This window comes from Flavobacterium sp. HJSW_4, assembly GCF_042436695.1.
Lineage (GTDB): Bacteria > Bacteroidota > Bacteroidia > Flavobacteriales > Flavobacteriaceae > Flavobacterium.
This window is the reverse complement of the sequence record NZ_JBHNPP010000002.1, coordinates 251,639-270,951: the sequence shown is the minus strand read 5'-3', so window position 1 is coordinate 270,951 and position 19,313 is coordinate 251,639. Positions and strand designations below refer to the sequence as shown.

The following is a 19,313-nucleotide window of genomic DNA, read 5'->3' as shown; positions in this document are numbered from 1 at the left end:
GGTGCTAAGGTTTTGGGATTGTATGTTGTTAAGTTTTTAAACTTGCTATTAAACTTGAATTTGGATTTTATTTTTTGGAATTTCTCTTAGGTTATTCTCTTCGTATTTATAGATGCAACCCATTCTTCTTTTTTACAGACTTTACAATTTGCTGTTCCTGCTTTTTGTTCTTCGGTATTTCCACAGAAACTACACGAATATACGCCGTCTGTAGGGATGAATTTGCTTTTTGCATAGAATAAAGAAGGCAGAATTGGTAATCCGTAACCAACATCTTTATCCTCGTAATAAAAAACACTTATTTCGCCACTTGTCTCTATAAAAGCGTGTTTGACTTGTCCTAAATGTTCAATAGATTTGATACGCAATTCTGCGAAAAATTCGTCTTGCGCCAAGGTTTCTTTTCTGAAAGTTGAAACAGAAAATTTCCCATCATTGATTAAACATTCAGTTTTTCCTTCTATGAATTCTTCAAATTTTTTGCTTTTTCCTGTTAGCCAAGTTACAGATCGATATAAAATAATTATCGTAGTAAAAACGATCGCTGCTGGAATAATTCCGACATCTTCATAAAACATCGGATCGCCGGCAGCAGAACCTAATGCAATAATAATTACGGTTTCGAAAATAGATAACTGTTTTACACCTCTTTTTCCTGCCAGTTTAAGAGTCAGTAAAAGAATAATAAACATTACGGTTGAACGAAATATTACTTCAAGAATAAAGCTTTCAGGCAGATTATTGAAAAGAAGTCTTTCCCACTCGAAAATTTGTTTCATTTTGTAAATTACTAAAGTTAGCTATCTAAGGTACTAAGTTTTGATGTCAAAGATGTATTTAAATTTCCATGTCTCAAACTACGTTTTTCTGTAAATTTTGATAAACCAGCAATTCTAAAATAAAAGTAAAGGTGCTAAAAAATAAAATCTTAGCACCTTATATCTTAGTTGCTTATTTTAAAGCTAACTCTATTGCATTTGTGAATAAATCTTCTAGAGAAATTCCCGCTGCTTTTGCTTGTTGCGGAATCAAACTTTCTGTTGTTAAACCAGGAATGGTGTTCATTTCCAACATGTGCGGTTCGTCGTTTACGATGATGAATTCGCTTCTTGAGAAACCTTTCATTTTTAAAACTTCGTAAGCGCGTTTTGCTGTTTCTCCCACTTTTTTAGTCATTTCGTCAGAGATTCTTGCGGGCGTAATTTCTTGCGATTTTCCTTCGTATTTCGCTTCGTAATCGAAGAAATCATTTTCTGATACGATTTCTGTAATCGGAAGAACTTTAATTTCTCCTTGGTAATTGATTACTCCAACAGAAACTTCTGTTCCGTCAAGGAAACTTTCGATGATGATTTCGTTATCTTCTTTGTAAGCTACTTCAATTGCGATAGGAAGTTCAGCTTCTGTTTTTACTTTAGAGATTCCGAAACTAGAACCTGCTTTGTTTGGTTTTACGAAACAAGGAAGTCCTACTTTTTCTATGATTTCTTGAGTATTAATTTTATCTCCTTTATTCAAATAATAAGAAATAGCTGTTTTGATTCCGTATGGTTTTAAAACAGATAATAAATCTCTTTTATTGAATGTTAAAGCCGATTGGTAATAATCGCAAGAAGATTGTGGCAGACCGATTAATTCGAAATACGCTTGCATTAATCCGTCTTCTCCTGGAGTTCCGTGAATGGCGTTGAAAACACAGTCAAATGTGATTTTTTCGCCGTTTACAGTAACTGAAAAATCATTTCTGTCAATTGGGAATTCGGCGTCGTTTTGGTCTACATAAACCCATTTTTCTTTGAAAATGTGAATGCGGAATCCGTTGTATTTTGTTTTGTCAAGATATTGATAAACGACATTTCCGCTGATTAAAGAAATCTTGTATTCGCTAGAATAGCCGCCCATGATGATGGCAATGTTTTTCATTGTATATTTTTATTTTTTAATTGTTTCAAGTTTAATGTTTCAAGTTTTTTTGACATGAATTCACGAATTTCTTTATTTTTTGCCACTGATTGCACAGATTAAAAAGATTTTCTCTCAATATTGTCATTTCGACGAAGGAGAAATCTCCGCAAGTAGCTCTACAAAGATTGTCTTATCTAAACGTAAATCCTTCGACTTCGCTCAGGAAGACAAACTTTGTCTTAAAATGAAATTGTACTAATTTCTATTAAAGAACGTTGTTATGAAACCGAGTGCCCTAGCCCCGATAGAGCCGGTATCCTTTTTGACTGCTTTTTCTGCAGGCAAAAAGATATAGGCGAAAGCGGGAATAGCTCCTGAAAAATAAAATTTGAATCCTGAAGCGTCGGGATAGAATTCCAAATTACAAGAGATCTTTGTTTTAAACAAAATTATCATTTTTTTTGAAACGAAATACTTTATCTTTGTCGCTATTAAAAATAAATTTATGAGTTTACGTCAGTATTTAACAAGCCGAGTTTTTTTCTTGCAATTGCTTGCTTCCGCTGCTATTATTGCGGTTATTGGTTATTTATTTATGCATTGGTTAACTTTTACAACAGATCACGGACACGAAATTGCGGTACCGAATTTGTCTAAATTGACTGAAGAGCAAGTGGAACAAAAATTGGACGAACTGGATTTAGATTATGTTCTTTTGGACAGTGTTGATTACAGAAGTGAATTCCCAAAATATAGTGTTGTTGAGCAAGATCCATTGCCAGGAACGATGGTAAAAGTGGGTAGAAAAATTTATATTAAGATTAATGCTTCTGGTTTTTCTTCTGTGAAAATTCCAGATTTAATCGAAAAAACATATCGTGAAGCTGTGCCAACATTGAAAGCGTTAGGACTTGAGCCAGGAACGATTACGTATATTCCGAACCTTGGAAAAGATATGGTTTTGGAAATGCGTTTGAAAGGAAGAAACTTAAAAGTAGGAGATCGTGTGCTTAAAGCTTCTAAAATTGATTTGGTTTTAGGAGATGGAAAAGCAAGTTATGTAGATGATAGTCAGGCAGACAGTACTGCAGTGCCTGTAGAAACCCCAGCAGATGAACAATAATATTGAAGAAAATTTAGATCTGGAAGACGAATTATTCGAACATTACAGATTTGAAGTCCCAAAAGGTCAAGCGTTTTTGCGTATTGACAAATATTTAATGTATTTGATTCCGAATGCCACGCGAAATAAAATTCAGAACGCGGCAACGAATGGAAACATTTTTGTGAATGATATTCCAGTAAAATCAAATTATAAAGTAAAACCTTTTGATGTGATAACGGTTATGTTGTCGCATCCTCCGTTTGAAAATCATGTCCTTCCTGAAGATCTTCCAATTAATATTGTCTATGAAGATGACGCTCTTTTATTGATCAATAAAGAGCCTGGAATGGTTGTGCATCCTGGTCACGGAAATTATACTGGAACTTTGGTAAATGCTTTGGCGCATCATTTTGATAATTTGCCAATGAATAGCAGCGAACGCCCAGGTTTGGTTCACCGAATTGATAAAGATACTTCTGGACTTTTGGTTGTTGCTAAAACAGAAGCGGCAATGACGCATTTAGCGAAACAATTTGAAGCTAAAACAACTGAACGTGAGTATATTGCTCTTGTTTGGGGAAATGTTGTAGCAGACAGCGGTACAATTGAAGGAAATCTTGCAAGACATTTGAAAGATCGTATGCAAATGGCAGTTTTTGATGATCCGGAAATTGGTAAACCTGCAATTACGCATTATAAAGTTTTGGAACGTTTTGGTTACGTAACTCTTATTTCTTGTAAATTGGAAACAGGAAGAACGCACCAAATTCGCGCACACATGAAACATATCGGACATCCGTTATTTAATGATGAGCGTTATGGCGGACACTTGATTTTGAAAGGAACGACTTTTACAAAATACAAACAGTTTATAGAAAATTGTTTTAAAGCTTTACCACGTCAGGCGTTGCATGCTAAGACACTTGGATTTGTTCATCCGAATACAGGCGAAATGATGCGTTTTGATACAGAACTTCCGCAAGATTTTAAAGATTGTATCGAGAAATGGCAGAATTATGTGAAGTCGCATAATGTTGAAGATGAAGAATAATTAGATAATTAGGGAATTTGTCAATTAGAAAATTTTCTTTTCATAAATAAAAAAAAGCTCCTTTTTTTGGAGCTTTTTTGTTTTAAAGAGATTTGATTTTTAAATCAGTTATTTTGACATCTCCGTTTGTTATGAAACCTAGTTTTCCTTTTTGGTTTAGATTACTTTTTTCAAGAGAACATTCTAAAGTTGTTTTATCATTTACAGAAAAGTATAATTGATTATTTAAGACTTTGATTTTTACCGAATACCATTTGTTGTTTTCTAATTCCATTGGTTTTCTAAATAACGTTTTTCCGCCTCTTTTGCCGTACGAATCGTCTTTCTTATCATAAAGTCCATCGCCAATTACAATGTTTTGGTCAATTTGATATAAATAGGTTCTGATGTATTTTCCTTTATCCAAATTAAGCATAATTTCAAATAAAGATTCTCTGGTCATGTTGACTTTCAAATCGATTTCATAATTTTTTGGAAGCTGTTTTTTCGAAACTAAAACTCCCCAAGGCGAAAGAGAACCATTTCCAGTAAGAGTATCATTTTTTAGAATCCATTCTTTAGAATTAATTGTCCAATCTGATTTTAGTTCTTTTGAATTGTTTAAAGTATATTCTTTTTTTACTGTTGAAATGGTGCTCGAGCAAGAAACCAATATTAATTGAAAAATGAGAAATACTGCAATTTTTGTTTTCATTTAATTTAATTCTGAATGATATTTTATTTTTCCGATTGAGCCTGTTTCTGATGGTAAAAGTTCGAAAACAGAAGTAGGAGCAAGGCCTTGTTCAATTCGGTGCGAAACGTAAATAATGCTCACGTTTGTTTCTTGTTTGATGGTGTTGATTAATTGAATTACTAAATCTACATTTTCGTCATCTAAACCTTCAACTGGTTCGTCTAGAATTAATAATGGCGGATGTTTTAAAACAGCGCGAACAATTAACGCAACGCGCTGTTGTCCGATAGAAAGATCAATGAAACGCTTTTTTCTTAAATGTGTCATTTCGATGACTTCAAGCCATTGATTTACAATTTGTTTTTGATGTGTTGTTGGTTCTGTATACAATCCGATTGAATCGAAGAAACCAGATAAAATCATTTGTTCTAATGTGTGACCTTTTTGAAATAAATCGGTCATAGAAGTAGTGAAGATTCCAATTTGTTTTTTGATTTCCCAAACACTTTCACCAGTTCCTTTTTTTCTTCCAAACAAAAATAAATTCTGCCCAAAACCTTTCGGATTATCTCCTGTGATTAAGGATAAAATAGTGCTTTTTCCAGAGCCATTCGGACCAATTAATTGCCAGAATTCGCCTTGTTTGATTGTCCAAGAAATCTTGTTTATGATTTTTCTTTCTTCGTAGCTAACCGAAACATCGTCTAGTTTGATTAATACATTATCTGGAAAAGAATGTGTTTCTGTCGCTTTCGGAATTGAAGCGGTATTCAGCGTTTTAAAATGATTTTCGGTTTTTACAAATGGATGCAATTCGAACGTATTGTCTTTTATTAAAGCTTTATTCGGAACAAAATCTAATATATCGACAGTACGATTCAATAATTGAATAATCGCGATAGAATCGGTTAATTTCTTTAAAGATTCAGCCAAAATAACGCGAGAAGCTTGATCTAAATGATCAAACGGATTATCGAAAATTATGAAATCAGGTTTTTGATCTATACAGTAGCGTAAAAACTCTTTTTTGCGTTCTCCAGAAGAAAAAGTTCGCAATTGTCTATTTGAAGTTGTTGAAGCTTCAACGCTGTCGTATTGAAACTCTTTTTCGATGAATTTCTCTATTGCAATATCAGAGAAAAGAATTCCTTTTTGGTTATTAAAAACGGCTAAATCTCCTTTTGCTTCGCCTGTAAGTAAAGCGTCTATAAAAGCTTTTTTATTTACTTGATTAGACAAAAGTATATCCCAGTGTTGCATTGTATTGTTTTATGTAATTATTTATTCTCTTTTAACGCCATTTCGCGGTCATTTCTTGACCATTCGCTCCAAGATCCGATATATAATTTCGGAATTGGAAGTCCAGCATAATCCATTGCTAATAAAGTGTGACAGGCTGTAACGCCCGAACCGCAATGAACAATTGTATTTTCTGATTTTTTATCTCCAATTACAGCGTTGTATTTCTCAGCTAATTGATCGGCAGATTTAAACAATCCGTTTTCATCTAAATTTTCAGTTAACGGAACATTTACAGCTCCAGGAATATGTCCTGCAATTAAATCCAGCGGTTCTGTTAAACCATCATAACGATTCTTATCACGAACATCGATTACGATATTTTGATTGTTTTTACGAGCTTTTTCGACTTCTTCAATATCCGCTAAAGCCAATTTCCATTTCTGAGAAGGATATGCTGTTTTCTCAAAAATCTCATTTCCAGAATTTGTTGGAAAACCAGCTTGAATCGCAACTTGATAACCACCATTTAAAACCTGAATTTTTTCATGTCCAATGGCACGCATCATCCACCAGAATCGGGCTGCGAAATTAGATCCATTTTTATCATCATAAACCACAACATGATCTGAAGGAGAAATTCCTAATGCAGATAGTGTCTTTGCAAATTCTTCAGGAGAAGGCAAAGGATGTCTTCCTCCATTTTCAGGATTTTCTGGAATAGCAGCTAAATCACGATTTAAATCTACAAAACGAGCGCCTTTTAAATGTTCTTTTTGATAATTTTCAAAAGTATTTGCGCCAGCTCGAGCATCAATTAAAATGATTGAATTTTGAATTTGTAATAATTCCTCAACGTTTATAATAGATGAAAATGTAGCAGACATATTATTTTTTTGTGATTGATTTTCAGTTATTAATCAGCAAATGCTTGACTGTAAAAAATTGAAAAAGTATTATCCGATTTGTCATATCGTAGACATTCCCAATTGTTGTAAACAGAGCTTGTAGAGATGCAAAGTGTGTTCTCTAAATTTGTTTTAGAGTCTTTCTTTGAAAAACATCCATCTTTCAATAAAAAGTTTTCGTCTTTTGAGATGTCAGTAATCTTAACAGCTGGCGATTCTAAATAGTATTCTGGATTTGCAGTAATAGCATCTTCATTCGAAACCAAATGTTCAACCGCAAATTTATAATCAAGCGTTCCAAAAGAATAGCCGTTGCAATCTGCATCTTCTAAATCATTTTTAACTTTAATATCTTTATAAAGCTCAGCGTATGTATTAGTTACTGCATTATATAATATTATTTTGGTTCTGTTATTTTTTACATCATAAACAACAAAAACATAATCTTCACTGTTTTTTTGAAATATACTGCCTTTTGCAAAAGAAATTAGCTCATAATTAGAGTTTGTCTTAAAAAACTGGTTTTGTTTTTCATTTAATTTTGCTGTCACTTTTGCATTAATATTCGAGAAAAGATTATTTGCTGATAGCTTTTTTAAGCTTTCTCTTGTGTCTAAAATTCGGTCAGTAAATTGAGGATCGTCATAAACTGAGATTTGATAACGTGTTGTGTCAGTAGTTTTTTCTGTTTTATTTGTTTCGCTACTTTCTTCTACAGTTTCTTTTTTAGTACTGGTTTCTCCTTCTTTTTTGGAGTTACAAGAGAATAGGGCTAATGCAAAAAGAACGAGAGCAATTTTGTTTTTCATGAAAAAGTAATTTTAAAAAGCAATGACTTTAAATTTTTGATTCTCTTTTTTTTGTGAAAAGCCAAAGAAAGGAAGAACTAAAAATAAAATGCTTTTTTTAAAGTTTATTGGTTTTGGTTAAAAATGGTTAGAGAGGAATTTTTTCGATTAAAATTTCGTGTTCCGATTTGTCGAAATAAGTGCAAGTCATCTCAACAATATCAACGCGCCATTTTGCAATTCCAGCTTGTGCACAATGATTGCAGAAAGTCATATAATCGGTTTCTCCATGCTGATGTTTTACCAAATTTTCGATAAAAAGTTCTTTGTTTGGAAAATCGGCAACTTTAATTTCTGGATATTTTTCTTCAGCCGCGGCGGTATAATTATTTAATCCGTAGTAAACGGTGCTTCCGTCATGTACATAAGTGTCGTATCCTTTTACGCCTAAAATGATTAAATCCTGAATATAATTTGGAAAATCTGCACCTGATTTTACTTTTGCATGTGCTTCTTTTATTTGTTCTATTGTAAACATAATTTTTATAGTTTTTAAGTTAGTTTTGCCACGAATTACACGAATTGGCACTAATTTTATTTAATTAAAAGAAAAATTAATTTGTGTAAATTCGTGTAATTCGTGGCAAACAAAAAAAGAGTTTTTATTTCAAAAATACGATTAATGATTTTATAAATGAATCAAAAGATTCGATATGTGGCAAATGTCCCGTATTTGGAATTTCAACCAGTTTGGCATTCGGAATTGCTTTCTGAGTTTTTTTGCCCAGCTCGGCGTAATTTCCCATTGTTTTTCTCACTTCTTCAGAAACCAATGGTTTTCCTAAAGCCGTTTTATCTCTCGTTCCAATAATCAATAACGTTGGAGATTTTATGTTTTTAAATTCATACAAAACAGGTTGGGTAAAAATCATATCGTACAAAAGAGCAGAATTCCAAGCAACACGATCGTAATCTGGAGCGGTTGTCCATCCTGCGCCAAGTTCGGCCCATTTTTGATAATCGGCATTCCATTTTCCATCATAATAATTAGCCATTTGATATTTTTTGATGCCTTCGTAATTTTGTTTTAATTCCGATTCATACCACCAATCAACAGGTTTGTATGGAACAACTAATTTCCAATCTTCCAAACCAATCGGATTTTCTAAAACTAATTTTTCTGTAGTTTCAGGATACATCAATGCAAAGCGAGTTGCCAACATTCCGCCCATAGAATGTCCTAAAATAGTCGTTTTTTGAATTCCTAAATGATCTAAAAGTTTTTTGGTGTTTTCGGCTAACTGCTGAAAGGTGTATTGGAAATTGTCTGGTTTTGTCGATTTTCCAAAACCAATTTGATCGGGAACAATTACTCGAAAACCTTCTTTTGCTAAAGCTTTAATAGTCGTTTCCCAATAAGCGCCATTGAAATTTTTTCCGTGAAGTAAAACTATATTTTTCTGATTGTAGTTTTCTGGAATAATATCCATATAACTCATTTTTAGATATTGGCGCTGATTACTCAATTCGATAAAATGAACAGGAAAAGGATATTCGTAGTTACTTAAATTAATATCTAGCGCTTTTATATTTCCCTGTTGTCCAAAACTTAAGCATGGAATTAATATGAATAATAGTTTTAGAATTCTCATTTTTGAAGTATTTGTTTTATGATTTATAAAGTTAAACCGAACCATTTTTAAAACAAAGCTTAAATTCTTAAAGTTATCAGAAAAAAAGCTTTCAAAATGGTTTCATTGTTTTTCGTGTCAATAATCGATTATTCATTGAATTTTTATCGATTAAATGAAGCTGATTATGAAAATAATGCATTTTGACGAGTAATGTAGCACTTCAAAGGACTTCTTTATTAGTAGGAAAAATGTCTGTAATTTAGTATCAGAATGTTGTAAGCCTTAAAAAAATGTATTATGAAAAAGACAATACTTTTGCTCCTGCTCACTGTCCCCACATTTGCCCAAGAACTCAATACTTTTGATTTCGCTGTTATAAATTCAACTTTAATTTCTCCAAATATTGATCTCGATAAAGGCCGGAGCGTTGTGGCGGCCAACCAAGACCAATATTCTGCTTATTTTCAGTATGCTCTTACGTTGTGTGAAGACGACATAATTTTTGGCGCTGGAATTGACAAGTCTGAAATTGACCGCACTTATGTTGGTTACATCGGAAAAATTTGCGATAAATTTAGAGCAACAATTGGTGTAGGTTATGTAGATTCTAGAAGCGGTTATGAGGGAACTTTTACGGGTTTCAGTATTTCATGGCATTTTTCTGAAAACACCTATATCGGCGGAAATCTAGAAAACTTGCATTCGTCAATTATTGATTATGAAACGGATGAAAGTTTTGATTATTACAAAAAACTGGTTCCCAAAGTTTTTGGAAGTTATGAAATTATCCCAAATGTGATTGCTTTTGGACAGTTGAGTTCCAGAGTAAATGACATTGCTTTAAAATATCAAGTTCACCGATTTTCGGCTGGAGGATTTTATTCTGGACATTCCGTAGGAGGTATCTTTGGAACTTTAAATGTTGGAAGATTCGCAGTTTCCTGCAGTACAACTTTTGAAAGAGTAAATTTTGGATTAAAGTTTGAATAAAGAAATAAGTTTTAGTTGAAAAAAAATCCCAAAAACAAGATTTAAATTGTTTTTGGGATTTTTTATAAATTATAATAACTACCAGATTATAATCCGACAAAATCATCGCTTTTTGGGAAAATACTCAACGCTTCAATTGCGATTTCTGGAGTTGGAGAAGCTAGTTTTCTAAGTTTTGTGTCCATCCACGCACCATCCACGGTAATTGTTGCACAAAGTGTGTCGTCTTCTCTTCTAAACTCGTGTATAATTGACCAGCGAGAAGCATCAGCTTTCATTTTTGATGTTTTGGTATGAATGAATATTTTATCTGAAAGTTTTAATTCTTTTCTGAAAACACATTCTTCTCTAAACAAAACAGGACCAAAACCTTGCGTTTGCATTACTTTTAAAGTTAAACCCAATTCTTCTAGAATTTCGATACGATGTTGTGCTCCAAAATCGTAATAAGCACTGTGACGAACGTGAAAATTTGGGTCAAGATCTGACCAGCGAAAAGATATTTCTTTTATAAATGAAGCCATTTTTGATATAGTATTTTATTGAAAAATCGAAATTACGAATAAAAAATAAGCGAATAGCATAAAATTACTATGCATGCATAATTTTTTTATTTTTCATGAAAAATAATTTCATTAAGCTCTTTCAACTAAACAATTAAAACAACCTGGTTTGGCGTTGTGAACATGAATATAAGCGACTTTTTCGTTCTCAAAAAATTTAATAAGCTGTTCTTTAAGAGTATTTCCTTCAATTACAGATGCTTCTTTCATGATACCATTTTCATCATAACCGCGAAGCGAAAGTAATCTATGATGAAGCATTTTTGGTATTTCGTTATTTTGAAATATTGGAGTAGTTGCTCTTTTTCGAATAAAAATTGGTCCGCTTGCTTGATAAGGCGAGTTTGTTTTGTGATGGTTGTACGGTAATAGAATGACTTCTTCGCCTATTTTGGCATCTTCTAGACTTATCCTGCAAGGAAATCCTGGATATTTGTCAACCGTCATTTTAATTGCGCTAATTTTATCTAACTCTAAGTCAGTTAATTCAAAAAGGCCTAAAAATTCAATATGATTTAGAGGCAAGATTTTAAAGTTTGTTTCCATGATTTTTTTTAAGCAAAAATCATTCATTTTAAAACTTTAGAAAATCCAAATCTTGCTGTGTTTTCTTAAGGGGATTTACAATTTCATTTTAGATAATTCAACTTCCAATTTATCAAAGTTTTCTTCATTTTTATCGACAACATAAGGTTTCAGTTTCAGGCATTCTTCTTCAGTTTCAAAAAGCATTTTAAAAACTACTTTAGTCTGGTTTTCAGCAATAGTTTCAAAAGTGGTTAAAATTTGGAACAACGGCTTCGAATGGCGTTTCCAGGCAATAAGATTCGGTTTGTCTATTTTGATGAATTCGCATTCATTGGCATAATTTCCAACTTCTGGGCCATGCATGATAAAGCTCCATTTACCGCCTTCGCAGAAGTTAAATTCATGAAAAGTATTGGTAAAACCTTTTGGTCCCCACCAATTTTTTAAATGCTCAGGATCGCTCCACGCTTTGAAAACAAGTTCTTGAGGGAAATTCAAAATGCGTGTGGTTACGATTTCTGAATCTGGAGTAGTATTGAGGATATCTGAAGTCATTTTGAGTCTTTTTGTTGGAAATCAATTTACTACAGTAAAGTTAGCGGGTTTAATTTGTAATTTTAGAATTATTTCTACAATTTTATTCCTTGTAATTATAAACTTTCAGTGAACTAATTCTGGTTTTTGGATTTGCTTTTATACTTTTCAATGTAGCATTAGATATAAGTTTATCTTCTACATTTATAGATCCCTTTTCATTTTTTGAGCTTAATTTATTTTGATTAGATGCTGTAAGTTTTAAATCATTCCAAAAAGATTTTAATTGATTGGCATTCAAATTGTCTGTTGCAATATAGAAAATATGTTCGCCTTCTTTTCCTAAACCATTTTCTATTAATATTTCGAATGGTTTTAGTTTCAATTTTTTTTCTGTCTTTTTTACAAAATCCATTACAGGTTTTTCAGATGGCGTTCCGCAACAAATACTGGAATAACTAATAGCAATATAATTTTTGTTTGTTTGCGAAAATGTTAAGCAAGGGATAAATGCTAGAGTAAGGAATATAAATTTGAGGTGTAGTTTCATTTCTATTATATTTTCAAGTAAATATTCTATAATCCGATTTATTTTATTTTAATGTTTACAGGAACCCGAATGGTTTTTTTAATCAATTTAGAAGTTATTGGACAATAGAAAAAGACTTTCTCAAGTTGGCAGTCATCAGATTTTAATGCTGAAACAAAATTTGCGTCATTTGTATTTTCCATTTTGTCTAAACCAAATTCTTTATATTTTTTCACGAAAGAATCATAATCCAATCCTTGATTATTTCTAAATTTATCGTAAATACTTTCAGGTGATTGTACGCTACCGTAATTTCCATTGCAATTGTCTATATATATGCTGAAATTTTTAGAATCTGAATCAAATAATTTATAATGAATTGTGTTGGCATCAAATTCCAAAATCTGTATTTTTTGTCCTCCAATATTGAATTTGTCTCCAATGTCACTTTTGCTAACTTCTATTTTTTCATATTCTACGGGAATTTCCACTTCAATATCCACATAACCATTTAGTCTTAAATATTTCGAATCTCCCATTCCCATTGTTTGAAATGCAATTCCTTCTAAAAGTTTTCCGTTTTTTTCCTCAAAACCGGCACCATTTAAACCTAGATTTTCTCCATTCAATTTTATTTTTTCATTTTTTTCATTGGTTAAATCATATGCTTTAACTGTTGCTTTTATAAAATCTAAAATTGACGTTTGTGTAGTTATGCTTCCAGTTTTTTTGTATTGATAAAGTTGCTGTTCTGTATAAAAGTTATCTACTAGTGAAGAAAAATAAATAGAATTTGAAGGTTCTTTGTTATAGTCGGAAGCACCGTCTGTAATTGCTGTTATGGATTTCTCAATTTGATTAAGAGTTGCTTCTGTACGTTCCTTGGAAACTAATACGTCCCAAGGATATTGTTTTTTTTCAGAAGGTTTAGCTTTTGGTAAAGCATTATTTTTAGTGGTAATATCTTCATAAATCAAAAACTCTTGAAAATGTTCTTTATTAAAATCTGCATCTGAGAATTCTGAATTTTTGTTAATCAATTCGGGATAGCTTTTGTTTTGACAGGCAGTTATTGAAAATAAAATTAGTGGTAATAAAATTCGTTTCATGATTAATTTAATAATTGTTTTGGTTTGGCGGTTTGAGTTTTGTAGTGTGAAATTTTATTCTATTTCTTCTCCGTACCAGAATATCTTGTCACGTAAAAATGGAAAATTCCAATTTTCGGCATAAATGTTTTGAAGTTCCGCAGACCAGCCATCTACAGTTTTTGTTCTATTGTTAAATTTTGATGCGGCAATATATTTTCCTGTAATAAAGTTGAAAGATTTTGTAACGTATTTTGCGTCTTTTCTGTAAGACAATTCATAGCCTATAACTTGGATTTTTTGCTTCTGATTATTGAATCGAAGTTTTATTTTTTCAATCAAATTTTTCTTTTCACCAGAGATATTCTGGATAGATTCTAGTTCAGCATATTCTATCCTTATTGTGCATACTTTTTTTTCGGATACTGTGAAAAAAGTGTTATAAAAAGCTTCTGCATTATTGTACAGGATACTATTGTTTATCAAGTTGAATTTATGCTTTTTCTTTTGTGCCGATAGAAAAACTGAAAGGACCTTCTGTACTAGTTCATCTTCATTCTTTACTATATTAAAATCGTCATCTAAATCATCATTGTCGAATTTTGCGTATAGACTTCCTGCAATTTCTCTATCTTTCTCTTTAGTCCATTCTTCGGTATTATCTTTTTTTTGAGAGGAATTATCTATGCTTTTTTGGGGTTTACTTTCGCAAGATTGCAGTAAAAGAATTAATACAGGTAATAAGAAAAGTTTATTCATTCAATTTATATTAGAAGAAAATGGGGTTTCGATTTAGTAAATAAGATGCGAATGTAAGTTTTTTAGTATTTTGTTCAAAAACAAATTATTTAAAATAACCTAAGAAGTAAATCTTTCTCTAAATATGGCTTGCTAAAATAGTGATGTAACTAAAACAATGGCAGTTATGCAACGTTGTGCCATGAATGTCAGTTGTCAAAAATGTCATGTTGGCAGTTTTTTTTTAGTGTGTCAATAGCAAACTGACAATTTACTTTGGTTTTTTATATTGGCATAAAGATTGACTTATGCCACCTGAGTTATTAAAGTAAAATCAAAATTTAATATATAAAAAATGGGTAAAATAATCGGAATTGACTTAGGTACGACGAACTCTTGTGTTTCTGTAATGGAAGGTAACGAAGCAGTTGTTATCCCTAACGCGGAAGGAAAAAGAACTACACCATCTATCATCGCTTTTGTTGAAGGTGGAGAAATTAAAGTAGGTGATCCTGCAAAAAGACAAGCAGTAACTAATCCTACAAAAACGATTGCTTCTATTAAACGTTTTATGGGACACACTTTTGCTGAAACTACAGAAGAAGCAAAAAGAGTTCCTTACAGTGTTGTAAAAGGTGACAACAATACTCCACGTGTGGATATTGACGGTCGTTTATACACTGCTCAAGAATTGTCTGCAATGACACTTCAAAAAATGAAAAAAACTGCTGAAGACTATTTAGGTCAAACAGTTACTGAGGCAGTTATCACTGTTCCTGCTTACTTTAACGATGCGCAACGTCAAGCTACAAAAGAAGCTGGTGAAATCGCTGGTCTTAAAGTTATGCGTATCATCAACGAGCCAACTGCTGCTGCACTTGCTTACGGATTAGATAAAAAAGGAAATGATCAAAAAATTGCTGTTTACGATTTAGGTGGAGGTACTTTTGATATCTCTGTTCTTGAATTAGGAGACGGTGTATTCGAAGTATTATCTACAAACGGTGATACTCACTTAGGTGGTGATGATTTTGACCAAGTTATTATCGACTGGTTAGCTGACGAATTCAAATCTGAAGAAGGAATTGATTTACGTTTAGACCCAATGTCATTACAACGTTTGAAAGAAGCTGCTGAGAAAGCTAAGATTGAATTATCATCTTCTGCTGAAACAGAAATCAACTTACCTTACGTAACTGCTACTGCTTCTGGACCAAAACACTTAGTGAAAAAATTATCTAGAGCTAAATTTGAGCAATTATCTGATACTTTAGTAAAACGTTCTATGGAGCCAGTTGCTAAAGCATTAAAAGATGCAGGTTTATCTACATCTGATATCGACGAAGTTATCCTTGTTGGAGGATCTACTCGTATGCCAAGAATCGCTGACGAAGTTGAAAAATTCTTCGGTAAAAAAGCTTCTAAAGGAGTTAACCCTGATGAGGTTGTTGCTATTGGAGCTGCTATTCAAGGTGGAGTTTTATCTGGAGATGTAAAAGATGTATTGTTACTTGACGTAACTCCTCTTTCTTTAGGTATCGAAACTATGGGTGGTGTATTGACTAAATTAATCGAGTCTAACACAACTATCCCAACTAAAAAATCTCAAGTATTCTCTACTGCTGCTGATTCTCAACCATCTGTTGAAATCCACGTATTACAAGGAGAAAGAGCAATGGCTGTTGATAACAAAACTATCGGTCGTTTCCACTTAGATGGTATTCCACCAGCACCAAGAGGAGTTCCTCAAATCGAAGTAACTTTCGATATCGATGCTAATGGTATCATCAAAGTTTCTGCAACTGACAAAGGAACAGGAAAATCTCACGATATCCGTATCGAAGCTTCTTCTGGATTAACAGCTGAAGAAATCGAAAAAATGAAAAAAGATGCTGAAGCTAACGCTGATGCTGACAGAATTGCAAAAGAAAGAGCTGAGAAATTAAACGAAGCTGACAGTACTATCTTCCAAACTGAATCTCAATTGAAAGAGTTAGGAGATAAATTGACAGACGAGCAAAAAACAGCTATCGAATACGCTTTAACTGAATTGAGAATGGCTCACCAATCTCAAGATCTTGACGCAATCCAAAAAGGATTAGACAATGTAAATGCAGCTTGGAAAACAGCTACAGAAGCAATGTACGCTCAAGGAGGTGAAGGACAACAAGCTGCTCCACAACAAGAGCAGTCTTCTGGAGACAATGTTGAAGACGTTGAATTCGAAGAAGTCAAATAAGTACTGATTAATATCGGTTAACAATAAGTGTTAAACCGCTGTAAACGTAAAGTTTACAGCGGTTTTTCTTTTTTATGCATTTTTGTTTCTAGTGTTTTTTAATCGTTTTTTGTCATATATTTGTACCATATTTGTACCGGCACTTAAAAGGCGACAAAGTGTCCCTTATGTACCCTTATGGTACCTTAATTAGGCGACAAAGGAGATGAAAAGAATAAACAAGCAATGTCTTTACTGCGGGGAGGAATTTCTGCCTAAAACCGTGGCTTCTGTCTACTGCTCACATATTTGCAGTAAAAAAGCGTATAAACTGAAGATAAAGCGGCTTAAGAATGAAGCGGAGGTCAAAGCACTGACAGATAAAATACCCGAGAACAGGGCATTTATTTCTGTTCCTGAAGCTGGCATGCTTTTTGGGATTGCCAAAAAGACCCTTTACAGGCTTGTCGGCAAGGGAAAAATTCCTTCAGTCAATCTTGGAACCCGCCTTGTAAGGATAGACCGCAGAGTCATGGAAGACATTTTCGGCCCAGCCCGCAGCCTGCCGCAGGCTGAAACTGCACCTAAGAAAAAATTATACAGCCTTGAAAGAGAGGACTGCTATTCCATAGGCGAAATAGCTGAGAGATTTCAGATTTCTGAAGGTTCTGTCTACAGCCATATCAGGAAATATTCAATCCCGACCAGACAGATAGGAAAGCACGTATATGCCCCAAAAAGCGAAATTGACAAATTGTATAACGGAAATGATTTTATATGAAGCAATTAGCAAAAACAAAGGTGACTGTTCGTCTTCGAAAAGCGGAAGACCGAAAAGAATGGTATGTTTATATAGAAAGCTATCCTGTTGAGGTTTCCGGAAAGAAAGCTCCCCAGAGAATCCGTGAATATCTAAACAGAGCCGTAACAACAGTGGAGTGGGACAAGAAAAGGGCAGCCCGCACAGATGCAGAGGGAACTGCATCCTATAAACCCAGACGCAGCGATAACGGAATAATAATATGCAGAAGCGAAAGCGACCGCGAGATAATGCTGTATGCTGACGGGGTGCGTAAAATCCGTCAGAGAGAATACGATAATATAGACCTGTACAGTGATGCTGAGAACCAATTGGCTGAACAGAAAGAGAAATCAAAAGAAGATTTTATTAGATACCTTGCTGCTGTGGCGGCTAAAAGACACGCCCGAGGTTCAAAATCCATTCAGATCAATTGGGAGCGGACCAGAGAATTTTTAAAAAGCTATTCCAAAGGCAGTCTGATGTTTTCTCAGATTGACGGCAGAATGGCGGAAGATTTCAAACTGTTTCTGCTGGGTGCCCCGCTCGGAGGAGGAAAAAAAGGAATACTTTCCCGCAACACTGCGGCAAGGTATTTTTCCATTTTTAAAGCGGCTTTAAAACAGGCCTTTATCGACGGATATTTAACCGTTGATTTGTCTTCAAAAATAAGAGGCATCCAGGAGCAGGAGTCAAGACGGGAGTATCTGACTATTGGAGAACTGAATGTGCTGGCATTAACACCCTGCGAAAAAGATGTACTTAAAAGAGCCGCGCTTTTCTCAGCCCTTACAGGTATGAGGCATTCCGACATTCAGAAGCTTCGATGGAAAGAGATTAGTTTGCAGGAGGGCATGGCTAAACTGCATTTCACCCAGAAAAAAACAAGGGGCGTCGAATACATGCCTATTTCCCAGCAGGCCTTCCAGCTATGCGGAGAACCGAGGCTTCCAGATCAGCTTGTTTTTGAAGATCTTCCGGACCCGTCGTGGATTTCACGGCCTCTGAAAAAATGGGTCGGATCTTCAGGCATTAAAAAAAATATTACCTTCCACTGCTTCCGCCATACATTTGCAACGCTGCAGCTGGCGAGCGGGACAGACATTTATACGGTCAGCAAGATGCTGGGGCACAGCAACGTAAAAACTACTCAAATCTATGCCAAAGTGGTAGATGAGAAGAAAAATATAGCTTCGCAGGCAATACAATTGGAATCTTTAAAAAACAAGCCGTAATGAAAACAAAATACTTTGAATATATCGCAGTTTATCTGTCTGTTTTATTAGTCTGTGTTTTTGTCGGCATAATAGGAAGACTGGTGCTGCTGGAAAAAGGTGCCGATGAATATACGGCCACCGTTTTCTTTTGGATCAGCACCGGATTTGGTATTTTAATGTTTGCAATTCTAAGTTTATTTCTAAACGAATTGGTGGCCGGCCTGCTGAATCGTTTTTTGAAGGCTAAAAAAAATGAATCTCCTGAAAGCCGCATTTCAAATGAAGACCTTGTTAAAATAGAATCGCAGGTGGAGGATACTTTAACTAAAACCGGATTGTCTGAAGATAAAACATCAGCCGTAGATATTGAACAGATAAGGGAGGATAGGCGAAATGCTGCCAAAAACCAAAAACAGGCCAGAATTGATGCCGCCATACGTTATGCTCAGCAGGAGTTCGCACTGTATGCGACGGATGACGATCTGAAACAATTGGGCAAGAATATAATCATATATGCTGAAGGCATAGATTTTGAAAAGATTAAACCGGTAAAAGTAAAAGATCTGTCCAATCTCGATCTCTATCATTTTGGCTGGAATATCTGGAATTGTTTTAAAGTCAGCAGACAGGACAGAGTCGCACATTTTTTAAAACTGACCTTTGCTGACGCTTTAAAAGATGTTGAAGTGAACAGTATTAAAACGCATTTCAAAGATGATGAACAGAAAGGGCTAATAATGATTATGGAAGATCTTGCAGATTTTTAAATGGAAATAATTATTATAAAACACCGTGTTTTTCAA

At 33.9% G+C, this 19,313-nt stretch carries 21 protein-coding genes; 7 read left to right on the top strand and 14 right to left on the bottom strand.

The genetic code is table 11. The annotated features are described in order from the left end of the window. Positions 1–86: 86 nt before the first annotated feature. A complete protein-coding gene (locus ACE01P_RS03005; protein ID WP_379693965.1) occupies positions 87–779 on the bottom strand; it encodes a DUF421 domain-containing protein in 693 nt (230 codons plus the stop codon). 172 nt (positions 780–951) lie between these two features. Beyond that, positions 952–1,923, bottom strand: a complete 972-nt coding sequence (locus ACE01P_RS03000; RefSeq protein ID WP_379693963.1) for a D-alanine--D-alanine ligase — start codon at positions 1,921–1,923, stop codon at positions 952–954. A 487-nt stretch (positions 1,924–2,410) separates the two neighbouring features. On the opposite strand from ACE01P_RS03000, the gene ACE01P_RS02995 reads away from it, so the two are divergent. Together ACE01P_RS02995 and ACE01P_RS02990 are read left to right on the top strand one after the other, a co-directional pair. Then, a complete protein-coding gene (locus ACE01P_RS02995) occupies positions 2,411–3,028 on the top strand; it encodes a PASTA domain-containing protein (RefSeq protein ID WP_379693960.1) in 618 nt (205 codons plus the stop codon). Beyond that, entirely contained in the window at positions 3,018–4,061 is a 1,044-nt protein-coding gene (locus ACE01P_RS02990; RefSeq protein ID WP_379693958.1) for an RluA family pseudouridine synthase, read from the top strand. Before ACE01P_RS02995 ends, ACE01P_RS02990 begins: the two co-directional genes overlap by 11 nt. An 82-nt stretch (positions 4,062–4,143) precedes the next feature. Here the strand turns inward: ACE01P_RS02990 and ACE01P_RS02985 are convergent, their stop codons facing one another. The 6 genes from ACE01P_RS02985 to ACE01P_RS02960 form a co-directional block, all read right to left on the bottom strand. Further along, entirely contained in the window at positions 4,144–4,755 is a 612-nt protein-coding gene (locus tag ACE01P_RS02985) for a family 16 glycoside hydrolase (protein WP_379693955.1), read from the bottom strand. Further along, positions 4,756–5,997 (bottom strand): ATP-binding cassette domain-containing protein, encoded by a 1,242-nt coding sequence (locus tag ACE01P_RS02980; RefSeq protein ID WP_379693953.1) that lies wholly within the window; start codon positions 5,995–5,997, stop codon positions 4,756–4,758. Between the two features lie 17 nt (positions 5,998–6,014). Beyond that, complete coding sequence (locus ACE01P_RS02975; protein ID WP_379693950.1) at positions 6,015–6,863, bottom strand: sulfurtransferase; 849 nt, start codon at positions 6,861–6,863, stop codon at positions 6,015–6,017. Between the two features lie 29 nt (positions 6,864–6,892). Continuing rightward, entirely contained in the window at positions 6,893–7,693 is an 801-nt protein-coding gene (locus ACE01P_RS02970; protein WP_379693948.1) for a hypothetical protein, read from the bottom strand. Positions 7,694–7,820: 127 nt separating this feature from the next. After that, the gene (locus ACE01P_RS02965) at positions 7,821–8,210 is read right to left on the bottom strand and encodes a DUF1398 domain-containing protein (protein WP_379693945.1); all 390 of its coding nucleotides are present in this window, start codon (positions 8,208–8,210) and stop codon (positions 7,821–7,823) included. A 124-nt stretch (positions 8,211–8,334) separates the two neighbouring features. Beyond that, positions 8,335–9,324 (bottom strand): alpha/beta fold hydrolase, encoded by a 990-nt coding sequence (locus ACE01P_RS02960; protein ID WP_379693942.1) that lies wholly within the window; start codon positions 9,322–9,324, stop codon positions 8,335–8,337. Between the two features lie 279 nt (positions 9,325–9,603). Here ACE01P_RS02960 and ACE01P_RS02955 point away from each other — a divergent pair, with 279 nt between their 5' ends. Then, positions 9,604–10,296 carry a hypothetical protein gene (locus ACE01P_RS02955; RefSeq protein ID WP_379693940.1) on the top strand — a complete coding sequence of 231 codons (693 nt, stop codon included), beginning with the start codon at positions 9,604–9,606 and terminating at the stop codon, positions 10,294–10,296. Positions 10,297–10,382: 86 nt separating this feature from the next. Here the strand turns inward: ACE01P_RS02955 and ACE01P_RS02950 are convergent, their stop codons facing one another. The 6 genes from ACE01P_RS02950 to ACE01P_RS02925 form a co-directional block, all read right to left on the bottom strand. Next, entirely contained in the window at positions 10,383–10,820 is a 438-nt protein-coding gene (locus tag ACE01P_RS02950) for a thioesterase family protein (protein WP_132990310.1), read from the bottom strand. Between the two features lie 111 nt (positions 10,821–10,931). After that, a complete protein-coding gene (locus tag ACE01P_RS02945; protein WP_379693936.1) occupies positions 10,932–11,405 on the bottom strand; it encodes a DUF1203 domain-containing protein in 474 nt (157 codons plus the stop codon). 75 nt (positions 11,406–11,480) lie between these two features. Beyond that, the gene (locus ACE01P_RS02940) at positions 11,481–11,942 is read right to left on the bottom strand and encodes an SRPBCC family protein (protein ID WP_379693933.1); all 462 of its coding nucleotides are present in this window, start codon (positions 11,940–11,942) and stop codon (positions 11,481–11,483) included. Positions 11,943–12,024: 82 nt separating this feature from the next. Then, entirely contained in the window at positions 12,025–12,336 is a 312-nt protein-coding gene (locus tag ACE01P_RS02935; RefSeq protein WP_379693931.1) for a hypothetical protein, read from the bottom strand. 173 nt (positions 12,337–12,509) lie between these two features. Further along, on the bottom strand, positions 12,510–13,559 hold the full coding sequence (locus ACE01P_RS02930; protein ID WP_379693929.1) for a hypothetical protein: 1,050 nt from the start codon (positions 13,557–13,559) through the stop codon (positions 12,510–12,512). 54 nt (positions 13,560–13,613) lie between these two features. After that, positions 13,614–14,297: a hypothetical protein gene (locus tag ACE01P_RS02925; RefSeq protein ID WP_379693926.1), complete on the bottom strand. Its 684-nt coding sequence runs from the start codon at positions 14,295–14,297 to the stop codon at positions 13,614–13,616. 334 nt (positions 14,298–14,631) lie between these two features. On the opposite strand from ACE01P_RS02925, the gene dnaK reads away from it, so the two are divergent. From dnaK to ACE01P_RS02905, 4 genes are all read left to right on the top strand, one after another. Further along, a complete protein-coding gene (gene dnaK, locus ACE01P_RS02920) occupies positions 14,632–16,515 on the top strand; it encodes a molecular chaperone DnaK (RefSeq protein ID WP_379693923.1) in 1,884 nt (627 codons plus the stop codon). Between the two features lie 205 nt (positions 16,516–16,720). Then, positions 16,721–17,275, top strand: coding sequence for a helix-turn-helix domain-containing protein (locus ACE01P_RS02915; RefSeq protein ID WP_379693920.1), 555 nt, complete (start codon positions 16,721–16,723; stop codon positions 17,273–17,275). Next, complete coding sequence (locus ACE01P_RS02910; protein ID WP_379693918.1) at positions 17,272–18,528, top strand: site-specific integrase; 1,257 nt, start codon at positions 17,272–17,274, stop codon at positions 18,526–18,528. Before ACE01P_RS02915 ends, ACE01P_RS02910 begins: the two co-directional genes overlap by 4 nt. Continuing rightward, on the top strand, positions 18,528–19,277 hold the full coding sequence (locus ACE01P_RS02905) for a hypothetical protein (RefSeq protein ID WP_379693916.1): 750 nt from the start codon (positions 18,528–18,530) through the stop codon (positions 19,275–19,277). Before ACE01P_RS02910 ends, ACE01P_RS02905 begins: the two co-directional genes overlap by 1 nt. Positions 19,278–19,313 lie beyond the last annotated feature (36 nt).

Bases quoted from the DNA above. Each gene is read 5' to 3' on its own strand.
- ACE01P_RS02945 (WP_379693936.1), bottom strand. From the start codon at position 11,405: ATGGAAACAAACTTTAAAATCTTGCCTCTAAATCATATTGAATTTTTA.
- ACE01P_RS02935 (WP_379693931.1), bottom strand. From the start codon at position 12,336: ATGGATTTTGTAAAAAAGACAGAAAAAAAATTGAAACTAAAACCATTC.
- ACE01P_RS02985 (WP_379693955.1), bottom strand. From the start codon at position 4,755: ATGAAAACAAAAATTGCAGTATTTCTCATTTTTCAATTAATATTGGTT.
- ACE01P_RS02955 (WP_379693940.1), top strand. From the start codon at position 9,604: ATGAAAAAGACAATACTTTTGCTCCTGCTCACTGTCCCCACATTTGCC.
- ACE01P_RS03000 (WP_379693963.1), bottom strand. From the start codon at position 1,923: ATGAAAAACATTGCCATCATCATGGGCGGCTATTCTAGCGAATACAAG.
- ACE01P_RS02930 (WP_379693929.1), bottom strand. From the start codon at position 13,559: ATGAAACGAATTTTATTACCACTAATTTTATTTTCAATAACTGCCTGT.
- ACE01P_RS02910 (WP_379693918.1), top strand. From the start codon at position 17,272: ATGAAGCAATTAGCAAAAACAAAGGTGACTGTTCGTCTTCGAAAAGCG.
- ACE01P_RS02975 (WP_379693950.1), bottom strand. From the start codon at position 6,863: ATGTCTGCTACATTTTCATCTATTATAAACGTTGAGGAATTATTACAA.
- ACE01P_RS02905 (WP_379693916.1), top strand. From the start codon at position 18,528: ATGAAAACAAAATACTTTGAATATATCGCAGTTTATCTGTCTGTTTTA.
- ACE01P_RS02915 (WP_379693920.1), top strand. From the start codon at position 16,721: ATGAAAAGAATAAACAAGCAATGTCTTTACTGCGGGGAGGAATTTCTG.
- ACE01P_RS02940 (WP_379693933.1), bottom strand. From the start codon at position 11,942: ATGACTTCAGATATCCTCAATACTACTCCAGATTCAGAAATCGTAACC.
- ACE01P_RS02960 (WP_379693942.1), bottom strand. From the start codon at position 9,324: ATGAGAATTCTAAAACTATTATTCATATTAATTCCATGCTTAAGTTTT.
- ACE01P_RS02925 (WP_379693926.1), bottom strand. From the start codon at position 14,297: ATGAATAAACTTTTCTTATTACCTGTATTAATTCTTTTACTGCAATCT.
- ACE01P_RS03005 (WP_379693965.1), bottom strand. From the start codon at position 779: ATGAAACAAATTTTCGAGTGGGAAAGACTTCTTTTCAATAATCTGCCT.
- ACE01P_RS02980 (WP_379693953.1), bottom strand. From the start codon at position 5,997: ATGCAACACTGGGATATACTTTTGTCTAATCAAGTAAATAAAAAAGCT.
- ACE01P_RS02990 (WP_379693958.1), top strand. From the start codon at position 3,018: ATGAACAATAATATTGAAGAAAATTTAGATCTGGAAGACGAATTATTC.
- ACE01P_RS02965 (WP_379693945.1), bottom strand. From the start codon at position 8,210: ATGTTTACAATAGAACAAATAAAAGAAGCACATGCAAAAGTAAAATCA.
- ACE01P_RS02995 (WP_379693960.1), top strand. From the start codon at position 2,411: ATGAGTTTACGTCAGTATTTAACAAGCCGAGTTTTTTTCTTGCAATTG.
- ACE01P_RS02970 (WP_379693948.1), bottom strand. From the start codon at position 7,693: ATGAAAAACAAAATTGCTCTCGTTCTTTTTGCATTAGCCCTATTCTCT.
- dnaK (WP_379693923.1), top strand. From the start codon at position 14,632: ATGGGTAAAATAATCGGAATTGACTTAGGTACGACGAACTCTTGTGTT.
- ACE01P_RS02950 (WP_132990310.1), bottom strand. From the start codon at position 10,820: ATGGCTTCATTTATAAAAGAAATATCTTTTCGCTGGTCAGATCTTGAC.